Here is a 21,469-nt window from a genome sequence, read left to right on the forward strand (position 1 = left end):
GTCCGCTCAGGGTTAGTCAGGACCTAAGCCGAGGCCGACAGGCGTAGGCGATGGACAACAGGTTGATATTCCTGTACCACCTCTTTATCGTTTGAGCAATGGAGGGACGCAGAAGGATAGAAGAAGCGTGCGATTGGTTGTGCACGTCCAAGCAGTTAGGCTGATAAGTAGGCAAATCCGCTTATCGTAAAGGCTGAGCTGTGATGGGGAAGCTCCTTATGGAGCGAAGTCTTTGATTCCCCGCTGCCAAGAAAAGCTTCTAGCGAGATAAAAGGTGCCTGTACCGCAAACCGACACAGGTAGGCGAGGAGAGAATCCTAAGGTGTGCGAGAGAACTCTGGTTAAGGAACTCGGCAAAATGACCCCGTAACTTCGGGAGAAGGGGTGCTTTCTTAACGGAAAGCCGCAGTGAATAGGCCCAAGCGACTGTTTAGCAAAAACACAGCTCTCTGCGAAGCCGTAAGGCGAAGTATAGGGGGTGACACCTGCCCGGTGCTGGAAGGTTAAGGAGAGGGGTTAGCGTAAGCGAAGCTCTGAACTGAAGCCCCAGTAAACGGCGGCCGTAACTATAACGGTCCTAAGGTAGCGAAATTCCTTGTCGGGTAAGTTCCGACCCGCACGAAAGGTGTAACGATTTGGGCACTGTCTCAACCAGAGACTCGGTGAAATTATAGTACCTGTGAAGATGCAGGTTACCCGCGACAGGACGGAAAGACCCCGTGGAGCTTTACTGTAGCCTGATATTGAATTTTGGTACAGTTTGTACAGGATAGGCGGGAGCCATTGAAACCGGAGCGCTAGCTTCGGTGGAGGCGCTGGTGGGATACCGCCCTGACTGTATTGAAATTCTAACCTACGGGTCTTATCGACCCGGGAGACAGTGTCAGGTGGGCAGTTTGACTGGGGCGGTCGCCTCCTAAAGTGTAACGGAGGCGCCCAAAGGTTCCCTCAGAATGGTTGGAAATCATTCGTAGAGTGCAAAGGCATAAGGGAGCTTGACTGCGAGACCTACAAGTCGAGCAGGGACGAAAGTCGGGCTTAGTGATCCGGTGGTTCCGCATGGAAGGGCCATCGCTCAACGGATAAAAGCTACCCCGGGGATAACAGGCTTATCTCCCCCAAGAGTCCACATCGACGGGGAGGTTTGGCACCTCGATGTCGGCTCATCGCATCCTGGGGCTGTAGTCGGTCCCAAGGGTTGGGCTGTTCGCCCATTAAAGCGGTACGCGAGCTGGGTTCAGAACGTCGTGAGACAGTTCGGTCCCTATCCGTCGTGGGCGTAGGAAATTTGAGAGGAGCTGTCCTTAGTACGAGAGGACCGGGATGGACGCACCGCTGGTGTACCAGTTGTTCTGCCAAGGGCATAGCTGGGTAGCTATGTGCGGAAGGGATAAGTGCTGAAAGCATCTAAGCATGAAGCCCCCCTCAAGATGAGATTTCCCATAGCGTAAGCTAGTAAGATCCCTGAAAGATGATCAGGTTGATAGGTTCGAGGTGGAAGCATGGTGACATGTGGAGCTGACGAATACTAATAGATCGAGGACTTAACCATATAATATGAAGCAATGTTATCTAGTTTTGAAAGAATATAAAAAACTTGTTGACTTTAAAAGTTAAATGAGTTACAATAATTCTTGTCTTAAATGAATACAGTCTGGTAATGATGGCAGAGAGGTCACACCCGTTCCCATACCGAACACGGAAGTTAAGCTCTCTAGCGCCGATGGTAGTTGGGACCTTGTCCCTGTGAGAGTAGGACGTTGCCAGGCAAATGGAGGATTAGCTCAGCTGGGAGAGCACCTGCCTTACAAGCAGGGGGTCGGCGGTTCGATCCCGTCATCCTCCACCATTTAGCCGACTTAGCTCAATTGGTAGAGCAACTGACTTGTAATCAGTAGGTTGGGGGTTCAAGTCCTCTAGTCGGCACCAGTTTTAATTTTGAGAGCCATTAGCTCAGTTGGTAGAGCATCTGACTTTTAATCAGAGGGTCGAAGGTTCGAATCCTTCATGGCTCACCATTTCAATGAAATATGCGGGTGTGGCGGAATTGGCAGACGCACTAGACTTAGGATCTAGCGCCTTTGGCGTGGGGGTTCGACTCCCTTCACCCGCACTTTTAATAAAATATCTCAAACATGTCTTGCGGAAGTAGTTCAGTGGTAGAATACAACCTTGCCAAGGTTGGGGTCGCGGGTTCGAATCCCGTCTTCCGCTCCAATTTTCAATATGACATGCCGGGGTGGCGGAACAGGCAGACGCACAGGACTTAAAATCCTGCGGTGGGTGACCACCGTGCGGGTTCGACCCCCGCCCTCGGCACCATATGCGCCCGTAGCTCAATTGGATAGAGCGTTTGACTACGGATCAAGAGGTTAGGGGTTCGACTCCTCTCGGGCGCGTTTTCTTTCGGGAAGTGGCTCAGCTTGGTAGAGCACCTGGTTTGGGACCAGGGGGTCGCAGGTTCAAATCCTGTCTTCCCGATACTTGTTTGGGGCCTTAGCTCAGCTGGGAGAGCGCCTGCCTTGCACGCAGGAGGTCAGCGGTTCGATCCCGCTAGGCTCCACCATTAGTTCTTTGAAAACTGAACGAAACAAACAACGTGAAACGTCAATTTTTATTTTTAGATGCTAGACAAACTAACTTTATTGGAGAGTTTGATCCTGGCTCAGGATGAACGCTGGCGGCGTGCCTAATACATGCAAGTCGAGCGAATGGATTAAGAGCTTGCTCTTATGAAGTTAGCGGCGGACGGGTGAGTAACACGTGGGTAACCTGCCCATAAGACTGGGATAACTCCGGGAAACCGGGGCTAATACCGGATAACATTTTGAACTGCATGGTTCGAAATTGAAAGGCGGCTTCGGCTGTCACTTATGGATGGACCCGCGTCGCATTAGCTAGTTGGTGAGGTAACGGCTCACCAAGGCAACGATGCGTAGCCGACCTGAGAGGGTGATCGGCCACACTGGGACTGAGACACGGCCCAGACTCCTACGGGAGGCAGCAGTAGGGAATCTTCCGCAATGGACGAAAGTCTGACGGAGCAACGCCGCGTGAGTGATGAAGGCTTTCGGGTCGTAAAACTCTGTTGTTAGGGAAGAACAAGTGCTAGTTGAATAAGCTGGCACCTTGACGGTACCTAACCAGAAAGCCACGGCTAACTACGTGCCAGCAGCCGCGGTAATACGTAGGTGGCAAGCGTTATCCGGAATTATTGGGCGTAAAGCGCGCGCAGGTGGTTTCTTAAGTCTGATGTGAAAGCCCACGGCTCAACCGTGGAGGGTCATTGGAAACTGGGAGACTTGAGTGCAGAAGAGGAAAGTGGAATTCCATGTGTAGCGGTGAAATGCGTAGAGATATGGAGGAACACCAGTGGCGAAGGCGACTTTCTGGTCTGTAACTGACACTGAGGCGCGAAAGCGTGGGGAGCAAACAGGATTAGATACCCTGGTAGTCCACGCCGTAAACGATGAGTGCTAAGTGTTAGAGGGTTTCCGCCCTTTAGTGCTGAAGTTAACGCATTAAGCACTCCGCCTGGGGAGTACGGCCGCAAGGCTGAAACTCAAAGGAATTGACGGGGGCCCGCACAAGCGGTGGAGCATGTGGTTTAATTCGAAGCAACGCGAAGAACCTTACCAGGTCTTGACATCCTCTGAAAACCCTAGAGATAGGGCTTCTCCTTCGGGAGCAGAGTGACAGGTGGTGCATGGTTGTCGTCAGCTCGTGTCGTGAGATGTTGGGTTAAGTCCCGCAACGAGCGCAACCCTTGATCTTAGTTGCCATCATTAAGTTGGGCACTCTAAGGTGACTGCCGGTGACAAACCGGAGGAAGGTGGGGATGACGTCAAATCATCATGCCCCTTATGACCTGGGCTACACACGTGCTACAATGGACGGTACAAAGAGCTGCAAGACCGCGAGGTGGAGCTAATCTCATAAAACCGTTCTCAGTTCGGATTGTAGGCTGCAACTCGCCTACATGAAGCTGGAATCGCTAGTAATCGCGGATCAGCATGCCGCGGTGAATACGTTCCCGGGCCTTGTACACACCGCCCGTCACACCACGAGAGTTTGTAACACCCGAAGTCGGTGGGGTAACCTTTTTGGAGCCAGCCGCCTAAGGTGGGACAGATGATTGGGGTGAAGTCGTAACAAGGTAGCCGTATCGGAAGGTGCGGCTGGATCACCTCCTTTCTATGGAGAATTGATAAGCGCTGCTTATCAATATAAGTTTCCGTGTTTCGTTTTGTTCAGTTTTGAGAGAACTATCTCTCATATATAAATGTATGTTCTTTGAAAACTAGATAACAGTGTAGCTCATATTTTTTTAATTTTAGTTTGGTTAAGTTAGAAAGGGCGCACGGTGGATGCCTTGACACTAGGAGTCGATGAAGGACGGGACTAACGCCGATATGCTTCGGGGAGCTGTAAGTAAGCTTTGATCCGAAGATTTCCGAATGGGGAAACCCACTATACGTAATGGTATGGTATCCTTACCTGAATACATAGGGTATGGAAGACAGACCCAGGGAACTGAAACATCTAAGTACCTGGAGGAAGAGAAAGCAAATGCGATTTCCTGAGTAGCGGCGAGCGAAACGGAACATAGCCCAAACCAAGAGGCTTGCCTCTTGGGGTTGTAGGACATTCTATACGGAGTTACAAAGGAACGAGGTAGACGAAGCGACCTGGAAAGGTCCGTCGTAGAGGGTAACAACCCCGTAGTCGAAACTTCGTTCTCTCTTGAATGTATCCTGAGTACGGCGGAACACGTGAAATTCCGTCGGAATCTGGGAGGACCATCTCCCAAGGCTAAATACTCCCTAGTGATCGATAGTGAACCAGTACCGTGAGGGAAAGGTGAAAAGCACCCCGGAAGGGGAGTGAAAGAGATCCTGAAACCGTGTGCCTACAAATAGTCAGAGCCCGTTAATGGGTGATGGCGTGCCTTTTGTAGAATGAACCGGCGAGTTACGATCCCGTGCAAGGTTAAGCTGAAGAGGCGGAGCCGCAGCGAAAGCGAGTCTGAATAGGGCGTTTAGTACGTGGTCGTAGACCCGAAACCAGGTGATCTACCCATGTCCAGGGTGAAGTTCAGGTAACACTGAATGGAGGCCCGAACCCACGCACGTTGAAAAGTGCGGGGATGAGGTGTGGGTAGCGGAGAAATTCCAATCGAACCTGGAGATAGCTGGTTCTCCCCGAAATAGCTTTAGGGCTAGCCTTAAGTGTAAGAGTCTTGGAGGTAGAGCACTGATTGAACTAGGGGTCCTCATCGGATTACCGAATTCAGTCAAACTCCGAATGCCAATGACTTATCCTTAGGAGTCAGACTGCGAGTGATAAGATCCGTAGTCAAGAGGGAAACAGCCCAGATCGCCAGCTAAGGTCCCAAAGTGTGTATTAAGTGGAAAAGGATGTGGAGTTGCTTAGACAACTAGGATGTTGGCTTAGAAGCAGCCACCATTTAAAGAGTGCGTAATAGCTCACTAGTCGAGTGACTCTGCGCCGAAAATGTACCGGGGCTAAATACACCACCGAAGCTGCGAATTGATACCAATGGTATCAGTGGTAGGGGAGCGTTCTAAGTGCAGTGAAGTCAGACCGGAAGGACTGGTGGAGCGCTTAGAAGTGAGAATGCCGGTATGAGTAGCGAAAGACGGGTGAGAATCCCGTCCACCGAATGCCTAAGGTTTCCTGAGGAAGGCTCGTCCGCTCAGGGTTAGTCAGGACCTAAGCCGAGGCCGACAGGCGTAGGCGATGGACAACAGGTTGATATTCCTGTACCACCTCTTTATCGTTTGAGCAATGGAGGGACGCAGAAGGATAGAAGAAGCGTGCGATTGGTTGTGCACGTCCAAGCAGTTAGGCTGATAAGTAGGCAAATCCGCTTATCGTAAAGGCTGAGCTGTGATGGGGAAGCTCCTTATGGAGCGAAGTCTTTGATTCCCCGCTGCCAAGAAAAGCTTCTAGCGAGATAAAAGGTGCCTGTACCGCAAACCGACACAGGTAGGCGAGGAGAGAATCCTAAGGTGTGCGAGAGAACTCTGGTTAAGGAACTCGGCAAAATGACCCCGTAACTTCGGGAGAAGGGGTGCTTTCTTAACGGAAAGCCGCAGTGAATAGGCCCAAGCGACTGTTTAGCAAAAACACAGCTCTCTGCGAAGCCGTAAGGCGAAGTATAGGGGGTGACACCTGCCCGGTGCTGGAAGGTTAAGGAGAGGGGTTAGCGTAAGCGAAGCTCTGAACTGAAGCCCCAGTAAACGGCGGCCGTAACTATAACGGTCCTAAGGTAGCGAAATTCCTTGTCGGGTAAGTTCCGACCCGCACGAAAGGTGTAACGATTTGGGCACTGTCTCAACCAGAGACTCGGTGAAATTATAGTACCTGTGAAGATGCAGGTTACCCGCGACAGGACGGAAAGACCCCGTGGAGCTTTACTGTAGCCTGATATTGAATTTTGGTACAGTTTGTACAGGATAGGCGGGAGCCATTGAAACCGGAGCGCTAGCTTCGGTGGAGGCGCTGGTGGGATACCGCCCTGACTGTATTGAAATTCTAACCTACGGGTCTTATCGACCCGGGAGACAGTGTCAGGTGGGCAGTTTGACTGGGGCGGTCGCCTCCTAAAGTGTAACGGAGGCGCCCAAAGGTTCCCTCAGAATGGTTGGAAATCATTCGTAGAGTGCAAAGGCATAAGGGAGCTTGACTGCGAGACCTACAAGTCGAGCAGGGACGAAAGTCGGGCTTAGTGATCCGGTGGTTCCGCATGGAAGGGCCATCGCTCAACGGATAAAAGCTACCCCGGGGATAACAGGCTTATCTCCCCCAAGAGTCCACATCGACGGGGAGGTTTGGCACCTCGATGTCGGCTCATCGCATCCTGGGGCTGTAGTCGGTCCCAAGGGTTGGGCTGTTCGCCCATTAAAGCGGTACGCGAGCTGGGTTCAGAACGTCGTGAGACAGTTCGGTCCCTATCCGTCGTGGGCGTAGGAAATTTGAGAGGAGCTGTCCTTAGTACGAGAGGACCGGGATGGACGCACCGCTGGTGTACCAGTTGTTCTGCCAAGGGCATAGCTGGGTAGCTATGTGCGGAAGGGATAAGTGCTGAAAGCATCTAAGCATGAAGCCCCCCTCAAGATGAGATTTCCCATAGCGTAAGCTAGTAAGATCCCTGAAAGATGATCAGGTTGATAGGTTCGAGGTGGAAGCATGGTGACATGTGGAGCTGACGAATACTAATAGATCGAGGACTTAACCATATAATATGTAGCAAATGTTATCTAGTTTTGAAGGAATATGCCTTCATAGTTTGGTGATGATGGCAGAGAGGTCACACCCGTTCCCATACCGAACACGGAAGTTAAGCTCTCTAGCGCCGATGGTAGTTGGGACCTTGTCCCTGTGAGAGTAGGACGTCGCCAAGCAACTAAAACACGAGTCATTTGACTCGTGTTTTTTCGTGTTTTCTTTTATAATCTATAGTAATTAAAAAATATGTTTAAATAATTACTATTTTGATTAAATGCAGGGGAATGTGGCTAGGATAGTGAATAAGCAAAAGTGTTGCAAATTTTATTAATACGTATATAATTAAAGTCAAAGATAGTCAAAGTCAATAAAGGTGGCGGATAAATGAGAAATATATCTGATATCATTGAGCAATATCTAAAGCAAGTTATTGACTTAAGCAATAATAATGTGATTGAAATCAAGAGAAATGAGATTGCGGATCGATTCGAGTGCGTACCATCTCAAATCAATTATGTAATCAATACCCGTTTTACGTTAGAAAGAGGATTTGTAGTAGAAAGTAAACGTGGTGGAGGAGGTTACATTCGCATTATAAAAGTCAAACTGCATGACGATATAGATATTATTGATCAAATGCTTCATATGATTGATCATAGCGTTGCGCAAGGGAATGCAGAAAGTATGATTATACGTTTAATAGAAGAGGGAATCATAACAAATCGTGAAGCGAAACTGATGCTAAGCGTAATAGATCGTTCTGTATTATCAATGGATGTTCCTTCTCGAGATGAACTTAGGGCTCGAATATTATGCGCAATGTTAAGAACACTGAAATATAAATAAATATAACTTTTGTAAAAGAACGATAACTAAGATAAAGCAGTTAAATATTGTAGAAGTTTTGAAAAAGAACATGCACTTTTATTTAAACGGATTCAGGAAAGCGAACAATCTAGTAATGTATGAAAAGTACCATGAGATAGAGCGTTCCTGTTGTAAAGGTGGGGATAGTGATGACTTGTCAAAACTGTAATATAAGACCAGCAACTTTACATTATACAAAAGTAATTAACGAGAAGAAGGCGGAAGTTCATCTTTGTGAGCAATGTGCAGAGCAAAGTGGCTATACGTCTTTCTTTCAATCATCGCAGTCTAACTTTTCATTTCATGATTTATTTGCTGGTTTATTACACGGTGAATCAACAATGTTTGAAGAAGGAAAAAATGGATTTTCAAATGCAGATATAGTAAGATGTCCAGATTGTAAGATGACATATGAACAATTTACAAAAGTCGGACGTTTTGGCTGTTATTCTTGTTACGATACATTTAAGGAGCATTTAAAGCCATTATTAAAACGCCTTCACGGTGGGCATACAGAACATTGTGGAAAAATTCCGGAACGTATAGAAGGAAATATCCACTTAAAGAAAGAATTAGATGAACTAAAACTTATTCTGAAACAATACGTACAGAAAGAGGAATTTGAGAAAGCTGCAGAGGTAAGAGATAAGATCCGAGGTCTTGAAATACAGCTTAGTGAGCATAGAGAGGGGGAATAGTTCTATGTCACTGGACAAAATTATGAACGAAGCAATTAGTCCATGGATGAAGGGGGATGGCCCTGATTCTGATATTGTTTTAAGTAGTCGAATTCGTTTGGCTCGTAATTTTAAACAATATCAATTTTCCACTATGCAAAACGAAGAAGAAGCTAAACAGATTCATGAATTATTCAAAAAGAAATTTATAAATAAAGCAGTAGGGCCCTTTGGGGAGTTTGGACTATTAAAGATGAATGAATTAACCCCTCTTCAAAGGAGAGTTTTAGTCGAAAAGCATTTAATTAGTCCAAATCTTGCAGGGACAGAATATGGAGCATGTCTACTATCAGAAAGTGAACATATTAGTGTTATGCTTAATGAAGAAGACCATATTCGGATTCAGTGCCTATTTTCAGGATTACAGTTATCAGAGGCACTTCAAAGTGCCAATCAAATAGATAATTGGATTGAGAAAGAAGTTGAATACGCTTTTGATGAATCACTTGGATATATTACGAGTTGTCCTACTAATGTTGGCACAGGGTTAAGAGCTTCTGTGATGATTCATTTACCGGGACTGGTTTTAACAAAAAGAATTAGCCGTATTATACAAGTAATTCAAAAATTAGGGTTAGTAGTAAGAGGAATATACGGTGAAGGTAGCGAAGCGTTAGGTAATATATTTCAAGTTTCAAATCAAATGACGCTAGGAAAGTCTGAAGAAGATATTATTGCAGATTTAAAGAGTGTCATTCAACAAATTATACAGCAAGAAAAAATGGCTAGAGAATTAATTGTACAAAATTCAAGTATTGAACTTGAAGATAAGGTTTATCGTTCTTACGGCATACTAGCAAACAGTCGTTTAATTCAATCTGCAGAAGCAGCCAATTGCTTATCAGATGTACGACTTGGTATTGATCTAGGATATATAAAAGGTATATCGAGAAATATTTTGACTGAGCTAATGGTTCTTACGCAACCAGGTATTTTACAACAATACGCAGGTGGACCTTTAGGGCCAGAAGAAAGAGATTATCGAAGAGCAACCTTAATCCGTGAGCGATTACGTATTGAAAAAAACTAAGCGCAAGTAGGAGGCGATTTCTATGATGTTTGGAAGATTTACAGAAAGAGCACAGAAAGTGTTAGCTTTATCTCAAGAGGAAGCAATTCGTATTGGGCATAATAATATTGGAACAGAACATATTTTACTTGGGCTTGTACGCGAAGGTGAAGGAATTGCAGCAAAAGCATTAATTGCTCTTGGATTAAGTCCAGAGAAAGTTCAAAAAGAAGTAGAAGCGTTAATTGGGCGAGGAACAGAAGCTTCTCAAACTGTACATTATACACCTCGTGCTAAAAAGGTTATTGAATTATCTATGGATGAAGCGCGTAAGCTAGGCCATTCTTACGTTGGAACAGAACACATTTTACTCGGTTTAATCCGTGAAGGTGAAGGTGTAGCCGCACGTGTTTTAAATAATTTAGGTGTAAGTCTAAATAAAGCAAGACAACAAGTGTTACAACTTCTTGGAAGTAATGAAGCTAGTTCAGGTCATCAAGGTGGTTCAGCAACAAATGCAAATACACCGACACTTGACAGTTTAGCACGGGACTTAACAGTTGTTGCACGTGAAAATCGCTTAGACCCTGTTATTGGACGCGGTAAAGAAATTCAACGTGTAATTGAGGTATTAAGCCGTAGAACGAAAAATAACCCAGTATTAATTGGTGAGCCTGGTGTAGGTAAAACGGCAATTGCAGAAGGATTAGCACAGCAAATTGTAAATAATGAAGTTCCTGAAACTTTAAGAGATAAGCGTGTTATGACATTAGATATGGGTACAGTGGTAGCTGGAACGAAATATCGTGGTGAATTTGAAGATCGTTTAAAGAAAGTGATGGATGAAATTCGCCAAGCAGGCAATATTATTCTATTTATTGATGAGCTTCATACATTAATTGGTGCAGGTGGAGCAGAAGGTGCAATCGATGCATCGAATATTTTAAAACCATCTTTAGCACGAGGAGAGCTACAATGTATTGGGGCAACAACTTTAGATGAGTATCGTAAATATATTGAAAAAGACGCGGCTTTAGAAAGACGTTTTCAACCAATTCATGTTGATGAGCCAAGTTTAGAAGAATCGATTCAAATCTTGAAAGGTTTACGTGATCGTTATGAGGCGCATCACCGTGTATCTATTACAGATGACGCTATTGATGCAGCTGTAAAACTTTCAGATCGTTATATTACAGATCGCTTTTTACCGGATAAAGCAATTGATTTAATTGATGAAGCTGCTTCAAAAGTTCGCTTACGTTCTTATACAACACCACCAAACTTAAAAGAGCTTGAAGTGAAGCTTGAGGAGATTCGAAAAGAAAAAGATGCAGCTGTACAAAGTCAAGAATTTGAAAAGGCTGCATCCTTACGTGATATGGAGCAACGCTTACGTGAGAAGTTAGAAGATACAAAACGTCAATGGAAAGAGCAACAAGGAAAAGAAAATTCAGAGGTTACGGTAGAAGATATTGCAAATGTCGTTTCTACATGGACGCGTATCCCAGTTTCTAAACTTGCACAAACAGAGACTGATAAATTATTAAATTTAGAATCCATTCTTCATGATCGTTTGATTGGTCAAGATGAAGCAGTAGTAGCTGTAGCAAAAGCTGTTCGTCGTGCAAGAGCAGGATTAAAAGATCCGAAGCGCCCGATTGGTTCATTTATTTTCTTAGGACCAACAGGTGTAGGTAAAACAGAACTTGCAAGAGCACTAGCAGAATCTATGTTCGGTGATGAAGATGCAATGATTCGCATCGATATGTCAGAGTACATGGAGAAGCATTCTACTTCCCGTTTAGTTGGTTCTCCTCCAGGATATGTTGGATATGAAGAAGGTGGACAATTAACAGAGAAAGTTCGTCGCAAGCCATATTCAGTTGTATTATTAGATGAGGTAGAGAAAGCTCATCCGGATGTGTTTAATATTTTACTACAAGTATTAGAAGATGGTCGTTTAACAGATTCTAAAGGACGTACAGTTGATTTCCGTAATACAATTGTTATTATGACGTCTAACGTTGGTGCCGAGGCGTTAAAACGTAACAAACATCTTGGATTTAATGTCCAAGATGAAAGCCGTGATTATTCGGATATGAAAGGTAAAGTAATGGATGAGTTGAAAAAGGCATTTCGTCCAGAATTCTTAAACCGTATTGATGAAATTATCGTATTCCATATGCTTGAGAAAAAACATATTCAAGAGATTGTAACTCTTATGGTAAATCAGTTAGTAAATCGCTTAAAAGAACAAGAAATCGAATTGCACTTAACGGAAGGGGCAATTTCAGCTATTGCTGATAAAGGATTTGATCGTGAATACGGTGCTCGTCCACTTCGTAGAGCAATTCAGAAACATGTAGAAGATAGACTATCAGAAGAACTTTTAAAAGGTGCTATTGAGAAAGGACAAAAAGTTATCTTTGATGTAGAAGGAGAATCATTTGTCATTCATAGTGCGGAAAAGGTAAAATAAGTATAGACAAACAAAGAGGGCTACGCGATAGCCCTCTTTCTTGTACGAGAAGGATAAACGTTTATAGACGAAAGTGAAGTGAACTATAAAAAGATATGGCTAAAAAGAAAACGAAATTTATATGTCAAGAATGTGGTTATCAGTCACCAAAATATATGGGTAAATGTCCTGGATGTGGTCAATGGAATACACTTGTTGAAGAAATGGAGCCAGTTGTATCATCCAGGCGCCTTAATTACGCGAATGCAATTCAAACGGAAGTAACAAAACCAAGACGTCTTACCGAAGTAGAAACAAAGTCTGAGGCACGTATTGAAACGGAATTTCAAGAGTTTAATCGTGTGCTTGGTGGCGGAATTGTAGATGGGTCCTTAGTACTTATTGGTGGAGACCCTGGGATTGGGAAATCAACATTACTATTACAAATTTCATCACAATTAGCAGATTCTTCATATGATGTATTATACATATCGGGTGAGGAGTCGGCAAAGCAGATTAAACTTCGTGCAGATCGTTTGCATGTAAAGGGTAGCAATCTATTTGTTGTAGCAGAGACAGACCTGCAGCGTATTGCAGCACATATTGAAGAGATGAATCCAGCTTTTGTTGTTATTGATTCTATTCAAACAATACATTTACCTGAGGTGACGTCAGCACCAGGAAGTGTGGCACAAGTACGTGAATGTACAGCGGAATTAATGAAACTTGCAAAAACAAAAGGAATCCCTATTTTCATCGTCGGGCATGTGACAAAAGAAGGAGCAATTGCAGGACCTCGTATGTTAGAACATATGGTCGATGCAGTTCTTTACTTTGAAGGAGATCGACACCATACGTATCGTATTTTACGAGCTGTGAAGAACCGTTTTGGTTCCACGAATGAAATGGGTATCTTTGAAATGAAAGAGCTTGGTCTTGCGGAAGTTTTAAATCCTTCCGAAATCTTCCTTGAGGAAAGGCCGGTTGGTGTTGCAGGATCAACAGTAGTTGCTTCAATGGAAGGAACAAGACCTGTTTTAGTAGAAATACAAGCATTAATCTCCCCTACTAGTTTTGGAAATCCTCGAAGAATGGCGACGGGAATTGATCATAACCGTGTTTCGCTTATTATGGCAGTATTAGAAAAAAGAACAGGTTTACTATTGCAAAATCAAGATGCATATTTAAAAGTAGCTGGTGGTTTGAAATTAGACGAACCGGCAATTGATTTAGCAGTGGCTTTAAGTATAGCCTCAAGTTTTAGGGATAAATCTACGGCACCAACTGATGCAGTAATAGGAGAAGTAGGATTAACTGGAGAAATAAGAAGAGTATCAAGAATCGAACAACGTGTACAAGAAGCGGCTAAATTAGGATTTCAACGTGTTATTATTCCTAGAAAAAACTTAGGAGGATGGACAATTCCGGATGGGATTGAGGTTGTAGGTGTTTCTAATTTAGGAGAAGCGCTTCGTTTGACATTAGGAGGCTAGGCTATGGAAGAAAATAAGCAACGTGTCAAAAGTATGATTAATATTTTACAGCTCGTGGCCCCAGGAACACCACTGCGTGAAGGGATAGATAATGTACTTCGCGCACAAACAGGGGGGCTAATTGTTCTTGGATATAATGAGCAGATTAAAAGTATTGTTGATGGTGGTTTTCACATTAATTGTGCATTCTCTCCTGCTAGTTTATATGAATTAGCAAAAATGGACGGGGCACTTATTTTAAATGAAACGGGAAGTAAAATTTTAATAGCGAATGCACAGTTAGTTCCGGAGGCATCTATTGATTCTATTGAAACAGGTATGCGTCACCGAACAGCAGAACGTGTAGCGAAGCAGACGGGTAGTCTTGTTGTGGCCATTTCACAAAGACGTAACGTAATTACGCTATATCAAGGGAACTTACGTTATACACTAAAAGATATAGGGGTTATTTTAACAAAAGCAAATCAAGCTATTCAAACGTTAGAAAAATATAAGGCTGTATGGAATGATGGTATTACGAATTTGGGCATTCTAGAATTTGAAGAGGTCGTTACAATGTCTGAGGTAGTTCACGTTTTACATAGTGTTGAAATGGTACTGCGTATTAAAAATGAAATATTGAGCTATATTCATGAGTTAGGAACAGAAGGTAGGTTAATTCGTTTACAGCTTACAGAATTGCTAGCTGATTTAGAAGCAGAGGCAGCATTGTTAATTAAAGATTATCACCAGGAGAAAACACAAGACCATCATCAAATTTTGAAAAAGTTACAGGACCTTGCAAATACACAACTTTTAGAGGATAGTGATTTAGTTAAATTACTTGGCTATCCAGGGCAAACCAGTTTAGAAGAAAGTGTGACGCCAAGGGGATATCGAATTACAAGCAAAATCTCTCGTGTTCCGCCACTTATCATTGAAAATTTAATTAATCGATTCAAAACGTTGCAAGGAGTTTGTCGCGCGACTATTCATGAATTGGATGATGTGGAAGGAATTGGGGAAGTAAGGGCGAAGAAAATACGAGAAGGCCTAAAAAGAATTCAAGAGCATCTCTATATGAGTAGACACAATTAAGAATATTACATTGATTCCATAATATAACGACACTAGAACATTTTTGGTATATGATATGATATATTGGTAAATAAAACTATTTATAAAAAAACACGTCCGCTTTTGCATTCGGCGTTTTGATTAGCGAAACAATGGTTAATAATGAGTAGGAGGTGGTTGGATGTTAAAACGGATCGTACAGCTCTTCTTTCTAGTAATCGGGGGAGCGTTAGGGATTTACTTAATCCCAAAAGTTATTAATGTATTAGACATCGGTGCTGTTCCTTTATTGGAAGGATCGTATGTTCGTGCGATTATTGGTGCAATTATTTTATTTTTAACAACATTTTGGCTTGTAGATTATATTGTTCAACTTATTAAGCATATTGAAGAGGCTCTTGTAAAGGCGCCTGTAGCAGATGTTTTATTTGGTACATTAGGATTGATCTCTGGTCTTATTGTTGCATATTTAATTTTAATACCGATTCGTGAATTTACAATTCCGGTTATTAGTACGGTATTGCAAGTGTTCTTCACTCTTTTACTTGGATATTTAGGATTCCAAGTAGGATTTAAAAAGAGGAATGAATTGCTAGGATTATTTACATTACCCCAACGCGGAGGTAAGAAGAAAAATAATAGCGAGAACGAAGAGGTAGAAGCAGAAAAATCTACGACTCATTGGAAAATTCTCGATACGAGTGTAATTATCGATGGACGTATTGCTGATATTTGCCAAACGAAGTTTTTGGAAGGAACAATTGTGATTCCACAATTCGTATTAGAAGAGCTTCAGCATATTGCCGATTCTTCCGATGCTTTAAAGCGTAATCGTGGTCGCAGAGGACTAGACATTTTAAATCGTATTCAAAAAGAGATGCCGATTCCGGTAGAAATTTATGAAGGCGATTTCGAGGATATCCAAGAGGTGGATAGCAAACTTGTAAAGTTAGCAAAAATCACCGGTGGAACTGTAGTAACGAATGATTTCAACTTAAATAAAGTTTCTGAATTACAAGGAGTAACGGTGTTAAACATTAATGATTTAGCTAATGCAATTAAACCAGTTGTACTCCCTGGCGAAGAATTAAATGTTTATGTTGTGAAAGATGGTAAAGAGCAAAACCAAGGTGTTGCGTACTTAGATGATGGTACGATGATTGTAGTAGAAGATGGTAGAGAGTATGTAGGTTCGCAACTTAATGTACTGGTTACTAGCGTATTACAAACATCAGCTGGTCGTATGATTTTCGCAAAACGTAAATTATTAGAAAAAGCATTATAGGTAGAGGATTATTAATATGTATACATTAATTATTCCGGCAGCCGGCCAAGGAAAGCGGATGGGTGCTGGCAAAAATAAGTTGTTCTTACTTATAAACGAAGTACCGATTATCGTTCATACATTACGTGCTTTTGAAAGAGATAAAGCGTGCAAAAGTATTGTTATGGCAATTAACGAAGAGGAACGCCCGTATTTTGAAGAATTAATGCAGAAGTATCCGATTGAAAAACAGGTACAATTTATTCAGGGTGGAGCCGAAAGACAAGATAGTGTATATAACGCGATTCAGCATGCGAGTGATGTTGAATACGTTCTTGTACATGACGGAGCGCGCCCATTCGTAACGAATAAAGTGATTCAAGACGTATTAACAGCAGCAAAAAAATATGGAGCTTCCATTTGTGCAGTGCCAGTAAAGGATACAGTTAAGAAGGTAGAGCGAGGTTTTGTTGTCGAAACGGTAGAACGATCTCAGCTTAAGGCTGTGCAAACACCGCAAGGTTTCTCTGTTTCTCTTTTGCTAGAGGCTCATAGAAGTGCAAAACAGAGCTGTTTTCTTGGTACAGATGATGCAAGTCTCGTGGAACGTATTGGAAAGCAAGTAGGTGTAGTAGAGGGGAGTTACTATAATATTAAAGTGACGACTCCAGAGGATTTACTAATTGCTGAAAGTTTCCTTCATGTTCAAAAAAAATAGCCGTGATGGTGTATAACAAAGGAAAGCTCGGCAATGGCCGGGCTTTTCTTTGTAAGGATATCGATATAATATAGAGTCATAAAGCTCAGTGGTTTAGCTCAAGGAGGATGTAAAGAATGTTTCGAATTGGACAAGGTTTTGACGTGCATGAATTTGCAGAAGGTAGACCGTTAATTATTGGCGGAATTACAATTCCACACGAGAAAGGATTAATCGGCCATTCAGATGCAGATGTATTGTTACATACGATTGCTGATGCATGTTTAGGTGCCATTGCAGCAGGAGATATCGGAAAGCATTTTCCTGATACAGACCCAGTTTTTAAAGATGCAGATTCAGCTGTATTGTTGCAAAAAGTTTGGGAATTTGTGCGTGAACAAGGTTACGAGTTAGGGAATTTAGATTGTACAATTATTGCTCAAAAGCCAAAAATGGCACCGCATATTGAAAGTATGCGTAAACGTATTAGTGAACTGTTAGAAACGTCTATAGATAACATTAATGTAAAGGCAACAACAACAGAAAAATTAGGATTTACAGGTAGGGAAGAAGGAATTGCTTCTCAAGCAGTGGTATTATTACAGAAAAAATAATGGTTTTTAATTCGTAAGATGGATAATCACATTTTTTTGTTGTACAATTATAGAATGTGTAGACATTAAGAATGGAAGGTGTACCAATTATGGAAAAGCAAGTGAGAGTGCGCTATGCGCCAAGTCCAACAGGACACTTACATATCGGAAATGCGCGTACGGCATTATTTAATTATTTATTTGCTCGTCATTTAGATGGCAAGTTTATTATTCGTATTGAAGATACTGATGTAAAACGTAACGTGGCTGGTGGAGAAGAAAGCCAATTAAAATACTTGAAATGGCTCGGTATGGACTGGGATGAAGGTGTTGATGTTGGTGGTGAATTTGGACCATATCGTCAAACAGAGCGTTTAGATATTTATAAAAAATTATATCTAGATTTATTAGAGCGTGGTTTAGCTTACAAATGTTATATGACAGAAGAAGAGCTAGAAGCAGAGCGTGAAGGACAAATTTCTCGTGGTGAAACACCTCGTTATGCAGGTAACCACCGTGATTTAACTGAAGAACAAATGAAAGAATTTGAAGCTGAGGGACGTATTCCAAGTATTCGTTTCCGGGTACCAGCTGATCGTGATTACACATTTAAAGATATCGTAAAAGATGAAGTAGCATTCCATTCAAATGATTTCGGTGATTTCGTTATCGTGAAAAAAGATGGAATTCCAACTTATAACTTTGCGGTAGCAGTAGATGATCACTTAATGGAAATTACACATGTACTTCGTGGTGATGACCATATTTCAAATACGCCAAAACAAATGATGATTTATGAAGCTTTCGGTTGGGATATCCCGCAATTTGGCCATATGACTTTAATTGTAAATGAAAGCCGTAAAAAATTAAGTAAGCGTGATGAATCTATTATTCAATTTATTGAGCAATATAAAGAGCTTGGATATCTTCCAGAAGCAATCTTTAACTTTATTGCACTACTAGGTTGGTCGCCGGTAGGAGAAGAAGAAATCTTCTCTCAAGAAGAGTTTATCAAAATGTTCGATGCAGCTCGTTTATCAAAATCACCTGCATTATTTGATTCTCAAAAATTAAAATGGATGAACAACCAATATATGAAAAAGCAAGATTTAGATACGGTGGTAGAATTAAGCTTACCGCATCTAGTGAAGGCTGGACGTATAGGTGAAACTTTAAGTGAACAAGAGCAAGCTTGGATTCGTGATGTAATTGCGTTATATCATGAACAAATGAGTTTTGGAGCTGAAATTGTAGAGCTTTCTGAAATGTTCTTCAAAGATCATGTTGATCATGAAGAAGAAGGACAAGAAGTATTAAAAGGTGAACAGGTACCAGAAGTACTTCGTGCATTTGCTGGTCAAGTAGAAGCACTAGAGGCGATGGAACCAGCAGCAATTAAGGCAGCTATTAAAGCAGTTCAAAAGGAAACAGGTCATAAAGGTAAAAACTTATTTATGCCAATCCGTGTTGCAACTACTGGTCAAACACATGGGCCAGAGCTTCCTAATGCTATTGCACTTCTTGGAAAAGAAAAAGTTTTAAATCGTCTTCAAAAAGTAATTGGTTAACATTTTCTAGGTTTAGAAATATAATAAGTATACTTAAAACCTAATAAGGAAAAGCGACGAGAAGGAGAAGTAGAAAATCAGGCTTTTTACAGAGAGAACCACCTTTAGGCTGGAAGTGGTTTATAAGCGGGTTTTTGAAATGCCCCTTCGAGTCTTCTGCTGAACAGCAAAATGTTTTGTGAAACATCTTAAGGCGTTAAAGTAAGCAGAAGCGGTGTACACCGTTATCAGAGATGAGTTTGAGGCTTTTTTAGCCTAAACAGAGTGGAACCGCGCTTAAAAGGCGTCTCTGTCAATATGACAGAGGCGTCTTTTTTTATACCGTAAAACTGGGTATGAGTATAAATTTTATCTACGTGTATAAAGATTTAGGGAGATAAGTAGGGAGTTAGTTCACTCGAAAAAGCAGCCCATAAAGGGGAGGGAACATCGATGTTTAAGAGGCTTCGGGAAGATATTGAAGTCGTTTTTGAACAGGATCCAGCGGCAAGAGGTTATTTCGAAGTCATTTTAACTTACTCTGGATTACATGCAGTTTGGGCTCATCGAATTGCACATGCTTTTTATAAAAGGGATTTTTTCTTTCTTGCACGTTTTGTTTCGCAAGTTAGTCGTTTTTTTACTGGCATTGAGATTCATCCAGGAGCAACTATTGGTCGACGCTTTTTCATAGACCATGGAATGGGAGTTGTAATTGGAGAAACTTGTGAAATTGGTGATAATGTAACAATTTATCAAGGGGTTACATTAGGTGGTACAGGAAAAGAAAAAGGCAAGAGGCATCCAACAATTCAGGATAATGTATTAATTGCGACGGGTGCTAAAGTCCTTGGTTCTATTACTGTGGGAGAGAATTCTAAAATCGGGGCAGGGTCTGTCGTATTAAAAGAAGTTCCTGCACATTCTACAGTTGTAGGTATACCTGGCCGAGTCGTTATTCAAAATGGAGTGAAGATTGGTCAAGAATTAAATCACTCTGACCTTCCGGATCCAATTTTTGATAAATTAAAGGCTATGGAAGTAGAACTTGATAAATTGAAGAAACAACTGGAAGTAAAGGTAGAAAGGAAGGATAAAAATGACTATTCACATTTATAATACGTTAACACGTCAAAAAGAAGAGTTTGTTCCATTAGAAGAAAATAAGGTAAAGATGTATGTATGCGGACCTACAGTTTATAATTACATTCATATTGGCAATGCAAGACCCCCTATGGTATTCGATACAGTACGTCGCTATCTAGAATATAAAGGGTACGATGTGCAATACGTATCGAACTTTACGGACGTAGATGATAAATTAATTAAAGCGGCAAATGAATTAGGTGAAGATGTACCGACAATTGCTGATCGTTTTGTTGAAGCGTACTTTGAAGATGTAACAGCGCTAGGTTGCAAACACGCAACAGTTCATCCTCGTGTAACAGAAAATATGGATATCATTATTGAATTTATTCAAGAACTTGTGAATAAAGGGTATGCATACGAATCAGAGGGTGATGTGTACTTTAAAACGAAGGAATTCGAAGGTTACGGTAAATTATCACATCAACCAATCGCAGATTTACGTCACGGTGCGCGTATTGAAGTAGGAGAAAAGAAACAAGACCCTCTTGATTTTGCTTTATGGAAAGATGCTAAAGAAGGAGAAATCTTCTGGGAAAGCCCTTGGGGGAAAGGTCGTCCAGGCTGGCATATTGAATGCTCGGCAATGGCACGTAAATACTTAGGAGATACAATCGATATTCATGCTGGTGGTCAAGACTTAGCATTTCCTCATCATGAGAATGAAATTGCGCAGTCTGAGGCGTTAACTGGAAAAACATTTGCACGTTATTGGATGCACAATGGATATATTAATATTAATAATGAGAAGATGTCTAAGTCATTGGGGAACTTTATTTTAGTTCACGATATCATTAAGCAATATAATCCGCAGTTAATTAGATTCTTTATGCTATCGGTACATTACCGTCATCCAATTAATTTCAGTGAAGAGTTATTACAAAGCACAAATAACGGACTGGAAAGAATTAAGACGGCTTATGGTAACTTAAAACATCGTATGGAAAGTAGTACCGATTTAACAGACCATAATGAGAAGTGGTTAGCGGAACTGGAAAAATTCCAGACTGCATTTGAAGAAGCGATGAATGATGACTTCAACACTGCTAATGCAATCACTGAGTTATATAATGTGGCAAATCATGCGAATCAATATTTACTGGAAGAACATACGTCTACAGTGGTAATTGAAGCATACGTAAAACAACTTGAAACATTATTTGATATTTTAGGGTTAGAATTAGCGCAAGAAGAGTTGCTTGATGAAGAAATTGAGGCACTTATTCAAAAACGCATTGAAGCTCGTAAAAATCGTGATTTTGCATTATCAGATCAAATTCGCGATGACTTAAAAGACCGTAATATTATTTTAGAAGATACCGCTCAAGGTACAAGATGGAAAAGAGGATAA

12 protein-coding genes, 9 tRNA genes, 5 rRNA genes and 1 other annotated feature (1 of these 27 only partly in view) are annotated in these 21,469 nt (G+C 41.9%); all 26 genes read left to right on the forward strand.

The genetic code is table 11. The features are described from left to right. A 23S ribosomal RNA gene (locus tag MHI26_RS00440) occupies nt 1–1,552 on the forward strand (it extends 1,370 nt beyond the left edge of the window). Between the two features lie 101 nt (nt 1,553–1,653). Then, nucleotides 1,654–1,769: ribosomal RNA gene (gene rrf, locus MHI26_RS00445) — 5S ribosomal RNA — on the forward strand. A gap of 4 nt (nt 1,770–1,773) precedes the next feature. Then, nucleotides 1,774–1,849 (forward strand) — tRNA-Val (locus MHI26_RS00450). 4 nt (nt 1,850–1,853) lie between these two features. Then, nucleotides 1,854–1,929: transfer RNA gene (locus tag MHI26_RS00455), tRNA-Thr, on the forward strand. A gap of 13 nt (nt 1,930–1,942) precedes the next feature. Then, nucleotides 1,943–2,018, forward strand: a tRNA-Lys gene (locus MHI26_RS00460). 14 nt (nt 2,019–2,032) lie between these two features. After that, nucleotides 2,033–2,113 (forward strand) — tRNA-Leu (locus MHI26_RS00465). A 29-nt stretch (nt 2,114–2,142) separates the two neighbouring features. Continuing rightward, nucleotides 2,143–2,217, forward strand: a tRNA-Gly gene (locus MHI26_RS00470). Nucleotides 2,218–2,233: 16 nt separating this feature from the next. After that, a tRNA-Leu gene (locus MHI26_RS00475) sits at nt 2,234–2,322 on the forward strand. Nucleotides 2,323–2,325: 3 nt separating this feature from the next. Further along, nucleotides 2,326–2,399, forward strand: a tRNA-Arg gene (locus MHI26_RS00480). An 8-nt stretch (nt 2,400–2,407) separates the two neighbouring features. Beyond that, a tRNA-Pro gene (locus MHI26_RS00485) sits at nt 2,408–2,481 on the forward strand. A 9-nt stretch (nt 2,482–2,490) separates the two neighbouring features. Beyond that, a tRNA-Ala gene (locus MHI26_RS00490) sits at nt 2,491–2,566 on the forward strand. Nucleotides 2,567–2,642: 76 nt separating this feature from the next. Next, nucleotides 2,643–4,194: ribosomal RNA gene (locus tag MHI26_RS00495) — 16S ribosomal RNA — on the forward strand. A gap of 146 nt (nt 4,195–4,340) precedes the next feature. Then, nucleotides 4,341–7,262, forward strand: a 23S ribosomal RNA gene (locus tag MHI26_RS00500). A gap of 49 nt (nt 7,263–7,311) precedes the next feature. Beyond that, nucleotides 7,312–7,427 (forward strand): 5S ribosomal RNA (rrf, locus tag MHI26_RS00505). Together the 16S, 23S and 5S rRNA genes with 9 tRNA genes alongside form the textbook arrangement of a ribosomal RNA operon. A 208-nt stretch (nt 7,428–7,635) precedes the next feature. Further along, nucleotides 7,636–8,097: a transcriptional regulator CtsR gene (gene ctsR / locus MHI26_RS00510; protein WP_001244560.1), complete on the forward strand. Its 462-nt coding sequence runs from the start codon at nt 7,636–7,638 to the stop codon at nt 8,095–8,097. Between the two features lie 170 nt (nt 8,098–8,267). Continuing rightward, nucleotides 8,268–8,816 carry a UvrB/UvrC motif-containing protein gene (locus MHI26_RS00515; protein ID WP_000128386.1) on the forward strand — a complete coding sequence of 183 codons (549 nt, stop codon included), beginning with the start codon at nt 8,268–8,270 and terminating at the stop codon, nt 8,814–8,816. Nucleotides 8,817–8,820: 4 nt separating this feature from the next. Further along, nucleotides 8,821–9,885 carry a protein arginine kinase gene (locus MHI26_RS00520; protein ID WP_000050834.1) on the forward strand — a complete coding sequence of 355 codons (1,065 nt, stop codon included), beginning with the start codon at nt 8,821–8,823 and terminating at the stop codon, nt 9,883–9,885. A gap of 22 nt (nt 9,886–9,907) precedes the next feature. Then, on the forward strand, nt 9,908–12,343 hold the full coding sequence (clpC, locus tag MHI26_RS00525) for an ATP-dependent protease ATP-binding subunit ClpC (protein WP_000971173.1): 2,436 nt from the start codon (nt 9,908–9,910) through the stop codon (nt 12,341–12,343). Nucleotides 12,344–12,438: 95 nt separating this feature from the next. Continuing rightward, a complete protein-coding gene (gene radA / locus MHI26_RS00530) occupies nt 12,439–13,815 on the forward strand; it encodes a DNA repair protein RadA (protein WP_001085199.1) in 1,377 nt (458 codons plus the stop codon). 3 nt (nt 13,816–13,818) lie between these two features. Further along, entirely contained in the window at nt 13,819–14,892 is a 1,074-nt protein-coding gene (disA, locus tag MHI26_RS00535; RefSeq protein WP_000392164.1) for a DNA integrity scanning diadenylate cyclase DisA, read from the forward strand. 160 nt (nt 14,893–15,052) lie between these two features. Next, entirely contained in the window at nt 15,053–16,156 is a 1,104-nt protein-coding gene (locus MHI26_RS00540; RefSeq protein ID WP_000919681.1) for a PIN/TRAM domain-containing protein, read from the forward strand. A gap of 16 nt (nt 16,157–16,172) precedes the next feature. Continuing rightward, entirely contained in the window at nt 16,173–16,853 is a 681-nt protein-coding gene (gene ispD / locus MHI26_RS00545) for a 2-C-methyl-D-erythritol 4-phosphate cytidylyltransferase (protein WP_061666934.1), read from the forward strand. 116 nt (nt 16,854–16,969) lie between these two features. Next, on the forward strand, nt 16,970–17,446 hold the full coding sequence (gene ispF / locus MHI26_RS00550) for a 2-C-methyl-D-erythritol 2,4-cyclodiphosphate synthase (RefSeq protein ID WP_061666935.1): 477 nt from the start codon (nt 16,970–16,972) through the stop codon (nt 17,444–17,446). A gap of 89 nt (nt 17,447–17,535) precedes the next feature. Further along, the gene (gltX, locus tag MHI26_RS00555; protein WP_000415149.1) at nt 17,536–18,993 is read left to right on the forward strand and encodes a glutamate--tRNA ligase; all 1,458 of its coding nucleotides are present in this window, start codon (nt 17,536–17,538) and stop codon (nt 18,991–18,993) included. A gap of 47 nt (nt 18,994–19,040) precedes the next feature. Continuing rightward, nucleotides 19,041–19,287 (forward strand) — a binding site (T-box leader). Between the two features lie 138 nt (nt 19,288–19,425). Continuing rightward, nucleotides 19,426–20,091 carry a serine O-acetyltransferase gene (gene cysE, locus MHI26_RS00560; RefSeq protein WP_000476495.1) on the forward strand — a complete coding sequence of 222 codons (666 nt, stop codon included), beginning with the start codon at nt 19,426–19,428 and terminating at the stop codon, nt 20,089–20,091. Next, nucleotides 20,072–21,469, forward strand: a complete 1,398-nt coding sequence (gene cysS / locus MHI26_RS00565) for a cysteine--tRNA ligase (RefSeq protein WP_000152282.1) — start codon at nt 20,072–20,074, stop codon at nt 21,467–21,469. The genes cysE and cysS overlap by 20 nt, the downstream gene beginning before the upstream one ends.

The organism is Bacillus sp. FSL K6-1218 (assembly GCF_038006445.1).
GTDB classification, from domain to species: domain Bacteria; phylum Bacillota; class Bacilli; order Bacillales; family Bacillaceae_G; genus Bacillus_A; species Bacillus_A thuringiensis_S.